Origin of the sequence: Paenibacillus maysiensis (genome assembly GCF_000520815.1) — a bacterium.
Lineage (GTDB): Bacteria > Bacillota > Bacilli > Paenibacillales > Paenibacillaceae > Paenibacillus > Paenibacillus maysiensis.
This window is the reverse complement of the sequence record NZ_ASRY01000292.1, coordinates 1-13,723: the sequence shown is the minus strand read 5'-3', so window position 1 is coordinate 13,723 and position 13,723 is coordinate 1. Positions and strand designations below refer to the sequence as shown.

Annotated in this window: 9 protein-coding genes and 2 pseudogenes; 9 read left to right on the top strand and 2 right to left on the bottom strand. The window is 45.7% G+C overall.

The features are described from left to right. Nucleotides 1–102 precede the first annotated feature (102 nt). On the top strand, nt 103–450 hold the full coding sequence (locus L696_RS0122350) for a Na-translocating system protein MpsC family protein (protein WP_025685630.1): 348 nt from the start codon (nt 103–105) through the stop codon (nt 448–450). Nucleotides 451–468: 18 nt separating this feature from the next. Here L696_RS0122350 and L696_RS0122345 read toward each other — a convergent pair. After that, a pseudogene (locus L696_RS0122345) lies at nt 469–850 on the bottom strand (DUF4395 domain-containing protein). Between the two features lie 160 nt (nt 851–1,010). Between L696_RS0122345 and L696_RS0122340 the strand changes: the two are divergent. Continuing rightward, nucleotides 1,011–1,691 (top strand): hypothetical protein, encoded by a 681-nt coding sequence (locus tag L696_RS0122340; protein ID WP_155985455.1) that lies wholly within the window; start codon nt 1,011–1,013, stop codon nt 1,689–1,691. Between the two features lie 445 nt (nt 1,692–2,136). Here L696_RS0122340 and L696_RS0122335 read toward each other — a convergent pair whose 3' ends face one another. Next, entirely contained in the window at nt 2,137–2,352 is a 216-nt protein-coding gene (locus L696_RS0122335; protein ID WP_025685628.1) for a helix-turn-helix domain-containing protein, read from the bottom strand. 170 nt (nt 2,353–2,522) lie between these two features. On the opposite strand from L696_RS0122335, the gene L696_RS29860 reads away from it, so the two are divergent. The 7 genes and pseudogenes from L696_RS29860 to L696_RS28905 all read left to right on the top strand — a co-directional run. Next, entirely contained in the window at nt 2,523–3,173 is a 651-nt protein-coding gene (locus tag L696_RS29860) for a hypothetical protein (RefSeq protein WP_025685627.1), read from the top strand. 246 nt (nt 3,174–3,419) lie between these two features. After that, nucleotides 3,420–4,466 (top strand): Wadjet anti-phage system protein JetD domain-containing protein, encoded by a 1,047-nt coding sequence (locus L696_RS0122325; protein WP_081750780.1) that lies wholly within the window; start codon nt 3,420–3,422, stop codon nt 4,464–4,466. Further along, nucleotides 4,457–5,980 carry a hypothetical protein gene (locus L696_RS0122320; RefSeq protein WP_025685625.1) on the top strand — a complete coding sequence of 508 codons (1,524 nt, stop codon included), beginning with the start codon at nt 4,457–4,459 and terminating at the stop codon, nt 5,978–5,980. The genes L696_RS0122325 and L696_RS0122320 overlap by 10 nt, the downstream gene beginning before the upstream one ends. After that, nucleotides 5,980–6,732 (top strand): DUF6063 family protein, encoded by a 753-nt coding sequence (locus L696_RS0122315; RefSeq protein ID WP_025685624.1) that lies wholly within the window; start codon nt 5,980–5,982, stop codon nt 6,730–6,732. Before L696_RS0122320 ends, L696_RS0122315 begins: the two co-directional genes overlap by 1 nt. 3 nt (nt 6,733–6,735) lie before the next feature. After that, a complete protein-coding gene (locus L696_RS0122310; protein WP_025685623.1) occupies nt 6,736–11,181 on the top strand; it encodes a coiled-coil domain-containing protein in 4,446 nt (1,481 codons plus the stop codon). Between the two features lie 441 nt (nt 11,182–11,622). Next, nucleotides 11,623–13,089, top strand: coding sequence for a hypothetical protein (locus L696_RS0122305; protein WP_025685622.1), 1,467 nt, complete (start codon nt 11,623–11,625; stop codon nt 13,087–13,089). 211 nt (nt 13,090–13,300) lie between these two features. Further along, nucleotides 13,301–13,723, top strand: a pseudogene (locus L696_RS28905) (hypothetical protein); the annotation flags it as partial.

The window sequence follows — 13,723 nt, the reverse complement described above, 5'->3', positions numbered from 1 at the left end:
TTCCAAAAATCACTTTCGCTAGTCTCTGTTTTATATGATAGGAATCGGTTATGATGGAAATAGCAATAGGGATTTTAGTAGATTTTAGGAGAGCGGTGCGATATGAGAAGGGAAACGGGTTTTAACGAAATTATTCGAAAAGTACGTAAAGAGCTATTTGGAAAAGGCCCGGAACGGATACATACAACCTTTGTAGATAACATGGCCATCACGATGCTGTATGGAAATTTAACCCCATCCGAAAAATTTCTGGCACAAGAGGTTGCCGGGAAAGAGATGGTGCATGCAGCTCGAACCAAAATGGTTCAAAAAATCTATCCCGTACAGTTCAACAAAGAACTGGAGGATTACATGGATTCCCGACTGCTGCACCTCTTTTCGGATATTAAGGTGGAGGAAGATATAGCCATCTCTGTTTTTGTATTTGAGGATACGATTGTTGCAAAATAGTGATGAAGGGGAGACAATCTATACGTGATTTCTTCTCCGATATTGATATTGGGACCATTGGTAGAGAATAAAGCATCCGACACAGAAGCCCAGAATAGCCACCAATGCCGCCACCAGCACCATCGCCGAGAACACATAAGCGACAATACTCCATTGGAGCGTAAACCCTACCAGAGCCACCAGCAGAAAAAAGACGGCAAGGAGCTGATTAAATCTTTGCTGTCCCCGGTCCTCCTGCACATATGAGGAAGGGCTTTTCTTTAAAAACAGCTTGGCCACCCGCATCACCGGATTGAAGTTGAAAAGCACACCGAGCAACCCTGCAACAAGTGGAATAGCTAACAACCCATTGATTAGCCCTAACCAACGGACGGGGAATCGAGGCAGGAACCTGATTCATATATATCACTCTTTTCACATCGGAATAAAATAATTGAGATTATTATAACGTAATGGTTGGGGAATAGATAGCTGAAAAATGGTTTGTATGATCATTACTATAGACCCATTACCAAAGACATGGTAGAGTTTTGGTATATATTCGGTAAAGGGGTCAGTTTATGAAAAAGATATTTTTATGGTTGTGTCTAGCAGGGGTCGTTCTATCGGGTTGTACTTCTTCCAAGAGCGGTACCACGAGTACAGAGAGTGCTACAAGTTCAAATGCATCAGGAGGCTCTGCCAGTTCATCTGTGCATGAGACGGTAGCGACTGAAAACAAGGGATATCAAGGTAAAATTTCATTTCGCAACGTAGGCTGGGGGATGAGTAAAGAACAAGTAAAGGCATCTGAAGATATGAAGGTTGAGGAAGAAGATCATGAGTCGATTGCCTATTATTCCAAGATATTGGGACTGGAAAGCGGACTCATGTACTTTTTTGTGGATGATCAATTGGTTCGTGCAGGTTATTTAGTTACAGAGAAACATACGAATAAGAATGATTATATTGAAAATTATAATGACTTAAAAAAGAGCCTAACGGAGAAATACGGCAAGCCTAGCAGTGATGATACCCTTTGGAAGGGAGAGTTATACAAAGATACACCAAGCCAATGGGGAATGGCTGTAGCGACAGGTGAATTGCATTATCAGGCAGCATGGGAGACAGAAGATACAGAAATTTTGCTTGATTTACAAGGTGATAATTTCGAGCCCCGCCTGAGTCTATTGTATGACAGCAAGGAACTAAAGCATTTGAGTGAGCAGCAAAAGGATCAGGAATTGAAAAAGAATTTATAACAGAACAAGACATGGGACCCGGAACATTCGCACCTCGCGCCAGACAAGGGATTCAGCGATTTTGGGGTGTGGTTTTTAACATTTATTGGTGAGTTAAAAAGAGATTCGCGAAAAAGCGTTTACAAAGCCTTGCTGGTAAGGCTTTGTAAGGCGTGCTGTCGCTCCTTATGTAGGAGCGTGAGTTGAAAGCACGTATTTCTCATACCACACATGTAGCACAGCTATGACGTTCCTCATTTTCTTTGAAATATAAAAAAGGTTTGCCTAAGAACTTGGCAAGCCTTTTTAATGTTGGTTATAAAATGCTAATAAACTCATGATGAACTAACTTTTTTATAAACGTGGAACTGCTTGGACCACCACTCTAAAATTCGGAACAAAAAAAGAAGCCCGTTTTAACACAGACTCCCTGATGTATTCCTACGTTTAACATCTACAAACCACGCTATTCTGTTTCTTCAAACTGCATTAACACGGAAATGTCCTTGATCTCCAGAGCATGGGCGATCTTTTCAAGCATTAGCAAGTTTACTTCTTGTCGGTCATCACTGCTTAGTTTGGATATCCTTGCCTGTGAAACACCGGATAGTTCTTCTAATTGTTTTTGAGTGATACCTTTTTCTTTGAGAATTTCCTTTAGCTTGATTCTGATTTTTAACATTTGGATTTCCTCCATATATCGTTGATAAAATATGACCATAGGGTTATATTTGTTTTATGACCTTAAGGGCATATTAAAGATTGACATACTACAACCCAAAGGGATGTAACGAACATACCCTTAGCTTTGCTATTGCTATTTTACCAGAATTTCAATGGAGGATGATACCTATGACTGAAAAACGGAAAGCGAATGTGCAAGCGATCAAGGATATTGTACGCATGAATCCCGTGTGGGAGCAGGAAAAGGGAGAGCAAGGAGCGGCAGAGCTACACTATTATCATATTGTAGATGCACTTCAACGAAAATGGCAAACGATCGGTGTCGATGTTTCGGACGCGATTGAAGTTTTTGAAAAAGGGCATAACGACGCATGGACACGGATTATTGAGCCAGCTCCCTGGAACCCTAATTTAACCACTAATGATTTAATTCACCTGCTCAAAATCAGTCCCGAAGCTGTGCAGATTCGTCATGCTATGCAAATCATACTGAATACGGTTGAAAGACGCAATGCGTTCATCCGTCGTATCATGAATGTGAATGATCAGGCAATCCAGCATCTGCTCTATCTGCTGAAAGACGAATACCTGCGTTATGAGCAACTCTCGAATGAAACCTTTATGGCGATGTATGCTATGAATCCGGTCGAAGCCTTATCTGTATATTTTCTGGAATCCGTAGATGTGCATATGTACTGGGAATGGTGTGATGCTGGCGGTACAGGCGAACAGGCCATTCAGTATAAGCAGGAAGATCCTTGTATGACGCTGATTCAAGCGATTGAAAGAGTAGAAGAGGAAATGTATGCCCGTACATAACAATCCATAGGTATAGATGCTACGCTGACGACAAAATGGCTTGTGTGGGCAGTTGGCTAGTCTCCTGCAAAGGATGTGAGGGCTGTGGAGGTTAAAGATGCGGCATTGAACCAACACAACAGAAAGTAGACGGCCAACTTATAGCGAATTTCAAACCCGTTTGTTACAATTCAATTAAATGGGTATAGACCCTACATCATAAAAGAGGACATCCTTAATACTTCTATTTAGGAACAGGAGATTGTCATGATAGAGATTCAGCAGCAACTGACTGAATATATTCGGGCTGTACGGCGTGCAATGGTTTGGACGGAGGAGCTGGAGCAATGCTTTCAAGGCAAGCAGATCACGTATGAACAGTTTGCTGGGGCGGTATTAGCGCTGGAAGAGTCGGGGATACTCCATGCGGTTAAGTCAGCAGGTCGACGGGCGAAGCTACCTTCTCTCGCATTGCGCTACCGAGTCAACAAACCGTTGATAAAATCGGCACTTCAACAACGGTTACATCAATATCGCCTGGAGCTTCATCCTTTGATTTCACTGGATCGGTATTTTGCACAGGATGAAGCTATGTTGGAGCTGGATTTGCCGTATTTACAGCGGATTCACCGTTATTTGCAGGAGCAGGGTCTTCCCTTGGAAGCTGCCACGGCCTCGGAAAGAAGCTTTGCACTGGTGGGTGACGAGAAGTGGATAACCGAGAAAAAGGGTCGGACGCTGCTTGAGCGAATTTCTCTATGGGACAAGCTACGGATTGACTCAGGCTATGATCCGGTCATGTTCGCAGTTCATCCAAAGCGCTTATCCGAGAATACGTATAACGATCCGTGTCTGCACTTGATTGTCGAAAACAGAACCACTTTTCAGGCTTTACTGCCGTATTTATCTGAAAGCCGATTTTGCACGCTGATCTATGGATGCGGCAATAAAATTGTGGGCAATTTCGGCATGTTTCCTGAGCAATATCCGGTACGTGACAGAACTCATCGGTTTTACTATTTCGGTGATCTGGATCTTAAGGGAATACAAATTTGGAATGATTTAGAAGAACGATATTGTGAACAAATCATCCCCGCAGAACCGTTTTATAGTGCTTGTCTTGACAGAGAAGCCACGCCGGGTAAAACCAATCAACGTGCAGATGATCAGGCGCTGCGTGCATTTGTAGCCTTTTTATCAGAAAGTGATGGACAACGACTGAAACAGAGCTTGGCTGGTGGTTGTTATTATCCGCAGGAGGCTTTGTCAGCGCAGCAGTTGGGGGAGATTTGGAGGAGTGCGGTATGGAAATGAATGAATCGTTTGATACCAGTCAGATTGTAGCGGGTTTTCACGAGCGTATGAGCAAGGTGGCTTTGTTCGACGCACTTTTTGAACTCCAGCGTAAAAGGGAACCGGATGTGGATGGTGTGAGCATCAATATGATGGAGTTGGGTCTGCTGTCTCTATTATATTTTTTTGAACAAAAGCTGCTGCGCAATCCGCGTGCTGGTGTGAAGGAGCTGGCCGCTTTTTTACAGGCAGCGACAGCAGATCAGTTTCATCTTCCTATGGAAGGTTTTATAGCGCTTGCACGTACCATTATTCAGGTTTTTCGCCCGGCGACAGGAAAAAAACGTTCTTTTCCCTTTTATAATTGGGAAACTCGGAAAGAGGATCGCGTGTTTACGTCTATTTTGAAAGCGAGCGCCTTTGATGCGAAAACAAATACGCAGTATTATGCGCTGGATGAGGATGGGCTGGAGCTGGTTTTTGCCACCAAGGAATTCTATTTGGAATTTCAGCTTTCCATCCATCAGCTTGTCTTACGCAAGCAACTGGAGAAGGGAGAATTCCAAGGTGCTTTACGGCAAATAAATGAGATGCGAGTCGATGTCGAATCCTTGCAGGAGCGCATGACCAAGCTGGCTCATGAGATTAAGCGGAGTATTGTTTCAGAAGAAACACTTAAAAAATACAGCGGGCTATTGGACGACATTTACTCCCGGCTACAACGTGAGCATGAGGAGTTTGAGGAACTGCGCGATTTTGTCAAGGAGACGAAGGATCGGGTTTATTCGGATACATTGCAACAGCGGCAACAACAGGCATATGAATATATTTTGCGTATTTCCGGCGAATTGGAAAAGGTACACGGTGAGCATACAATGCTGCTTCAACGGAGCATGGAGCTAAAGACAGGCGCGTTGCAGGCGGCGAAGGAATCTCTATATTACACGGGGATGGATTCCTTTAATTTCGATCAGGATGTGGCCAGTCTTATTTTTGGCTCCCCGTTGCCTTTAGATGCTCTTAGGGGTGTGCTTTCGCCGTTTATGGGTCTGGAGCAGACCATGAGTTGGTCCCCCTTAACCGTGTTCGCTGAGCAAAACATTACGGGAGATGGAGAAGAAGGTCACCGCGAAGAAGCTTTTTTAGAAACAGATGACTCACATGAGATGGACGAATTTGTACAACAAAGGGGAAAACGGTTCGCCGAGCTGATGCAGGATGTACTGGACATATGGGAGAGTCAGCCTTTTGTGCGTCTATCGGATGTAGTTGAGGATTATAAGCGGCATCCTGTGAAATCGCAGCTGCTGGAGCAGCGTGTGTTCTACGATTTTTGGCTCATTTTACACCAGCGTAGCCCACTTCGCTCTCATGCCCCACGGGTGGATGGAGAGTCACCGCTGACCGGAATGGAGGAGACGCTTATGCTACTGGGCAACCGTACGCTTATCGTGATGGAGGAAGCACCTATTTTACAGATTAATGATCGTTATACAATTCAGGATATGAAGCTACTGTGGGGAGATTCGATATGATGCGTTACGACAATGAGACGGTGCTAAAGGCGTTCCGACTGTATGCTGAGCTGGCTCAGCGCGGTGTGGTGGAGCGGGAAGAGGGACAGCTATATTTGGCTGATGATGAGGTGCGCGGGCTTGTCGATCAGTTTGCAAGGGAAGTGGATTGCCTTGCGATGACGGCGGGCGATCAATTGCTGCTGATTCCGCTGGTGCGATTGTCTCCATTTCATGTATCCAATGAGTATTTGAAAAAGACGTATTTACATACGAAGGCGGTTAATGCGGATTTGTATTTGTTGTATGTAGCAGTCATTGTTTTTGTCGGCGCTTTTTATGACAGTTATCAGAGTGTGGAGCCTACGCGGGATTTTTTGCCTATGGATGAATGGCTGGGGCTGGTACAGGAGCGCATAGAGGGCCTCAAGGAGCATGATCCAGAGCAACTGAGGACGTATGAAAAGGAGTTTTCTTATAATTGGTCGGCCATTATGGAGAAATGGGATGCGATGGACGACATTAAGGAAACAGCGAAAAAGCAAAGCGGCAATACGATCAGCAGATTGAGCTTTATGCATACGGTCCGGCGGTTTCTGCTGGATCAGCAGCTTGCGGATGAGATCGGGGAGGGTGAGCTGGTATTGACGGAAAGAGCGAAAATCGTCGTGCAGCGGTATTTTATGGAGTTGCAGCATAATCGCGGTATTCTCCAATTTTTGTATCAGTTTGAGGAAGATCGAAAAAACGCCGAAAAACCCAAGGAGGAGTAACGAATGCCGACGATTTCCAAAATCCGGTTCACACATGTTATCTATGAAAATGGAAATAAACGCTACAACAATGAGACGTTTGAATTTCATGGTCATAATGGAGCGATTGTACTGGAAAATGGGGGTGGAAAAACAGTCTTTATCCAGATGGCGCTTCAGGCAGTGCTTCCTCATACGGATTTGGCAGGACGCAAGCTGAAGGATACGCTACAGCTGGATAACGGTCCAGCACATATTGCGGTGGAATGGATTCTGAACGATAAGCCGCGACGGAGATATGCCGTAACCTGCATTAGCCTGTTTCAGTCTGGAAACGGGATTGATTCGTTTCGCTATGTGTATGAGTATGGGGAGCACGATGAGCATGGTCTGGATCAGATTCCTTTTGTACGGACGCATCTGGATAAGCTGCGTCCGGCAGATAAAGGGGAGATGCAGGATTATTATGCCTCGATGGAGCAGCGCTTTTCATTACAGGCGAAAACGTTCTCCACGATTACAAAATATAAAGAATATCTGGAAAAACAGTTTCAAATTATTATTGGTGAGTGGGAAGCCATCGTTCAGATTAATGATACTGAGGGGGGGATCGAAAAATTTTTTGATGAATGTAAAACGACGACTCAGCTATTCGATCGACTACTTATTCCGAGAGTCGAACGATCTATCGAAGGCTATGAGCAGGGTGTATTCGTTAAAATGTTCGAGACACATCGGGAAGGCTTTAAAAGATATAAAGAGCTGAAGGAACAGATTGAGGAAAACAAACGGATTTTGCAGGAGCTGGGTCAGTACGTAAAACGGTGTGAACGATGGGATGATGTCCAGCAGAACTATGAGGAAAGTCGCGCGGAGGCCAAGGCTTATTGGATGCTGTCGCTGGAGCAGGGTGCAGAGCTTGCATTGGAGAAAAACAACCTGCTTTCACAAGAAGAGACATGGCGCAATCGCAGGAATATGCAAATGAAGAAAGGAAAATCGCTTGAAATCTTCCGCCGACAGCAGGAAATGGGTGCTTGGGAAACCCGTTCACAGCTGATTGGTGAGGATTTGGAACGAGCGGAGGATCAGTTCCGTGCAGCGGAAAAACAATTTCATTCACTGCAATACGCAGAGAGTCGGGACAAGCAGCAGCAGCTTTTGGCCAGAATCAAACAGTTGGAGGATCAGTTGGGCAGACTTTCCTATTCTGAGGATGAGCAGGGACTTCAGGAGCGTTGGGAGCGGAACGGGGCACAGCTGAAATATGTATTTGCTGTAAAGGAGCAGACGTTGGCGCAGCGTCAGACGGAGAAGGAGCAGCTTTTGCAAGAACTGTCCAAGCTTGTAGAAGCCATGGATGCGAAGCGACGGGAGCTGGAGCGCGAATTTGCTAACAGGGAGAAGCTGCTTTTACGGAATGAAGAAAATCAGCGTGGCAAACGGGAGCAAATGGAGAATATTTCTCGTTCTATTTTGGCGAATTCGCAATTGGAAAAGGTTGAGCTGCAAATCCCCATCTGGACCGAGGAAGAGCAGCGCTTGGAGCGAGAACGGATTGAATTGTTACAAGAGTTGAAACGGCTGGATGAGGAACGTAACGCTATGGAGCACAGGCGCAGGCAAGCTGGCGAGGAACGGGCAGAAACGGAGCGTGATTTGGCCCGATTACAGGAGCAAGAGAAGCGCTGGCATAACGAGCACGAGGAGATAAAGCTCGAACTGATCAAGCTGCGTCCATCTTGGGAACGGTTAGGCTCCCTCCATGAGAAGCAGGCTTCGATGATGAAGCAGATCGAGGAAGTGCTGGAGCGATTGCGTCAGCAGAAGCAAAAGCTGCTACTCAAGGAGCGACTGGCTTATCGTTTTGTGGATGATCACGGTGATCAAGTGCAGTTTTTTGCAGATGTTGTGGTAGGCAAGTTTTGTGAACAATGGAGTCACCAGTTCTCGCTGTTGCAGTCGGGTATGGAATATGTGCAAAGCGTGGACGCCGGAACTGTGAGCCAGGAACACACTGCTGATCGGCTGTGGGCGGTTACGCTGATTACGACAGAGCATGAAAAACCAGCATTATGGCAAAAGCTTCAACAGGCGAGTGAGAGCTTTGCTTTTCCGATTCGTGTGTTAAGTGCTCAAGAGGCAGCGTATACCCTGCAAGGACAAAGGCAAGCAGAGGGCTCCGACGGCTTGTGGGTTGTGCCGGGACACTGGTTAAGCAATGAGCAGCCTGAGCAGTTTACGCAGTGGAAGGCGGAACTGCTGGAACAGGCAAACCTCGTAAGAAGCGAACGGGAAAAGATAGAAACGGACATTGCCAACTGGCAGTCTGTACAGCAGAGGTTCACTGCTTTCTTGGCTAAGTATCCGTTAGCAGTGCAGCAGGAGCTGGAACAAAAACGGCTGAGCGCACAGGCAAGGTTATCCGAGCGAACCCGAGAGTTGGAACGACTTGAGCATGACCTGCAAGTGAACCGTAAGTTGGAGGATTCTCAGCGGAAAATGGGGTCTGAGAAGAGTGGTCGCATGGTGCAATTGGGGATGTGGCTCCAGCAAGGTCATCTGTATATGCGTCTGCATGGAGAAGTAGACAAGCTGGAGCAGGAGCATATTCCGGTGCGACAGCAGCTTGAATTGTTGCACCGTCAGTTGGAGCGCGAGATCAATCGGATCAAGCAAAAGCAGACGGAGCATGTTAGTTTGACCGAGGATGTGCGGGATGTTCAGATGCAGACGCAGTTATTGCGCCAGGACGAGAGATATGCTGAGGTGCAACCTTTTGCGAGTGTGTCTTCTGAAGGAACGATTGAGGAATTAAAGGAAACACGCAAGGGTCTTGATTGGGAGAGACGACGTATTTTTCAGACACGTGCGCAGTTGGAGATGAGTCTTTCACGTGAGCAGGAGAGTGAAAGAGACTGTGCTGGAACGATGAAAAGTTTGCTAATCCAGCATCCGGAACTGGACGTTGATTTGCTCCTTCCTTTGGAGGTAGAGGTACGTAAACAAAATGCCTGGGCAGACATTGTGGATGGCCGTGAACAAGTAAACAGGGTGAAGCATGAGCAGATGGCTGTAGAAAAGGAACTGCAATCCCGCACGAGTGAGATTGCTACCTTGTCACGGCAGTTTGTGGAACAATTTCCCGGCGAGGAACCGGAGAGGTTTCAGGAATCACTGCGTAATGTGGAGGCGCGTTTGGAGGAAGAGAAAACGGCGCTGCAGCTTGAGAGCGAGCAATTACAGCAACGGCAGCAACAATTACATGTGCAGCAGCAAGAGCTGGATCATGCGCTAGGCTTATGGAATAAGCATTTGCTCATTCACGCGTTGGAGGATGTGAGGCTGTCGGCTGCTGTTCTGGGAACGGATCAGCAAACGGAGTTTGGCTACAAACGCCGACATTATACGGAACAATGTATTCACCGATTAAGCGAGCAGCACGAACGATTAACAGCCGAGCAGAAGCGGGTTCTGGAGGCGCGGAACCAATTCAAGGATTTTTGCGCTAAAGAGGTCAAGGATGTCAAGCTGCGCCAAATGACGATTCAGGGTATCGAGACGAAGGAACGGTATCAGGAAATTCGAGACTTTCAAAGCTCTATGGAGCAGCGGATTCAAATGGTTATCCATCTGGGGGAGCAAACGCTTCAAACGCTGGATCAGGACTTACAGGAGTACATCCAGCGAATCCATACTCATTTGAAGCTTATTATGCAGGAGCTCAAGGAGATTCCAAAGAAAACCCGTGTGAAAACGGAGGATGGCTGGAAAGAGATATATAGTTTCATCATTCCGGGCTGGGAAGAACAAGTGGGCAAGGAGCGTCTTCGTAAGCATATGGAGTGGATTATCACCAAGCTGGATCAATATGCGACCCGCCCAGAGCTTGGAAGCTGGCAGGAACAACAGGCCACCATTCGCAAGGAGCTGGACAAATGGCTGGACTCTCGGCAATTGCTGCAAATTATTTTGGCAGGTGAAGGGATGAAGGTTAGCTGCCATAAAGTGACCAACGATCAGCAGGTTACACGGGCTGCGTATTCGTGGGAACAATCGAACCGTTGGTCTGGAGGGGAAAAATGGAGCAAAAATATGACATTGTTTCTGGGATTGCTCAATTATGTAGCAGAGCGAAAACAGTATATTCAATCCAAAATGAAACGGTATCGTACCGTTATTCTGGATAATCCATTCGGTAAAGCTTCCAGCGATCACGTGCTTAGCCCTGTTTTCTTTATTGCAGAGCAGCTAGGCTTCCAAATGATTGCACTGACGGCGCATATGGAAGGGAAGTTTTTGCAGGACTATTTTCCAATCGTCTATAGCTGCCGCTTGCGTCATGCAGCCGATTCCTCCAAGCAGATCGTACAGGCATCCCAACAAATCCAGGCCGCCTATTTCCGTGATAACGACCCAGATACGCTGGAGCGAATGGGTGCCAGGGTGAGCCAGATTGAGCTATTTTAGACGCTGTGAACTCCAAGCGCACATGGGAAGATTCACACAAAACAGGCTGAGAAACCTTAGATAGCGGGGCTTTTCAATACGTACTGTCACTCCTTATACGGGAGTGTGGAAAGAAGGCTCGTCTCCCTGTAAAGTGAGGTGAGCCTTCTTTATTATAGTTTTGAGAACAACATATAAGGAAAATGTACGAGTCGATGGATATCCATACCCATTGGGAATGGCGTGATGCTGGCGGTACAAGTGAAAAGGCTATTCAATATTAAAGGGAAGTCCCTTTCATGACGCTAATCCAGGCTATTGAGAGAGCTGAACAGGAATTTGAAGAAGTATCTTCCATTAGAACCAGAATTGTTTTATGATAGAGATAGACAGCTTAGAAGTTTTCCAGATGTATCTGGGAATAACGGAAATTTAGTAAAACATTCGAGAGGGGATTTTAGTATGAAAAGGTTCAGAAAGGCAACTTCGGTGTTGCTAAGCACGGTGCTCCTGCTTTCTTTCGGGGTGACTGCGAACGCGAGTCAAAGTACAGAGACTAAAACGGATCAAGCGATTAAAGCGGAGTCCAATGTTCAGCTAACAACTGAAAATGAAAGCGTCATTAAACACTTAACACGGGCAGACAAGCCCGCAAGCATTACAGATTCAGTGTACGCCATTACGGAAAATATTAACTTACAAACACCAGAGAAATCTGCTTTGAAAAAGAAAGTTACCCCTTCGCTGAAAGCAAGTCCAAGGTCAGCTAAAGCCGTAGCTACAGCGTCTTCTGCTACATATTCCGGTACGATTACGGAAGAGGGAGGCACACAGTTTTTATATCCGATCTATTTGCAGCCTGGCGAATTGTTGCAGGCCCAGTTGGATGGTCCATTTTCAGCACAGCTTGACTATGACTTACACTTATATGAGTTTGATATGACGACAGGTGACATTAATCCCAATGCTATTGACAATTCCATCTACGGTACTTATTTTAACAATTATGAGCAGGGAGCCGCATCACTTCCCGAAAATGTAGGAACCCGCAACACGACTGGATCTGAAAAGGCTTATGCGATTGCAGTCCATGCCAAGAAGGGGTCAAGTATTAATGATCTTTTCTATCTGACTGTGGATACAAGCTCCAAATATGATGCATATGAGCCGGATGAGAGTGCCTTTCATGCTTATAATTTTACATTTAACAACGGAGGTTCTTCGATTAACTCACGCTCCATCCATTCCGGTATAGATAACGATTGGTATCAAATCACAGTACCGGCAAGCCGTAATTATGATGCATTAAATGTAAGGCTGGATAGCGCTTCGGAAAGCTACGGCTACAAAGCGGAAGTTTATGGAGTGCTCACGGGTAACCAAATGGTGCTTCTCCCGCAAACCAATCACAATGTCTCCCTGAACACGGGAACTTACTATGTGCGAGTGTACACCACAAGTCAGTATTCAGCCGACCATTTGTATACACTAACCATTAAACCAGTACTCAAGGCTGGTAAAATTGAAATTACTGGCTATAATTCCAATGGCTATTATGACTATCCAACTTACTCATACGGTCGTCATTATCGTATTAATGGAGGCAGCAGCCTGATCGTGAATGGTGTCGTTAAAACGACGGATGGTCAACTGGTTCCCAATGCTCCTGTCACTGTCGCTTGGCTGGATCAGAACTGGAGCGAGGGCAGCGGTAACCGTACCAGAACGGCTTCTACGTATACGAACAATAACGGAGCATTCAGTGTGACACTTTCCCTTCCACAGTCTACAGGAAGAAATGTAGATTATTTGGCTGACATTGGTTCTACGCACTATTATGATCTTACAGGAGTAGCGGCTCAGGTCGATGGCACTTCGATTAGTACAACGGATATTATTTATCTTTTTGCTTACAGTATTAGAAATTAAATCATCTGTTAACGTAGTAGAGTAATACATAAGAGTCGCTTTTTTTCGCAATGGCTTGCTGAGCTTTCCATGTTCGAAAAAAGCGGCTCTTTATGTTTTTTTGATTCAGCCACACCACATCACATCACTATATACGCCAATGGTCCTGATATCATAGATTACAAATAAAAATATTTAGCACAGTATCTTCCATTAGAACCAGAAGTGTTTTATGATAGAGTCATTTGCTTTCGGGATGACTGCGAACGCGAGTCAAAGCACAGAGGGGGTATCGGACCAAGCGATTAAGGCAGAGTCCAATGTTCAGCTAACAACTGTGAATGAGGATTTCATTAAGCATCTAACGCGGGTAGACAAGCCGGACAGTATTCCTTCTTCGGTGTATGCAATGAAGGAAGATCTCAACTTCAAGACACCAGAGACACCCTCATTGAAAAAAGAAACTGTTCCTTCGCTGAAAGCAAGCCCAACGGCATTATCAACCACAGCTTCCTCTGCTACGTATTCCGGTACGATTACGGAAGAGGGAGGTACACAATTTTTATACCCAATCTACTTGCAGCCCGGCGAATTGTTGCAAGCTCAGCTGGATGGTCCATTTTCAGCACAGCTTGACTATGATTTATACTTATAC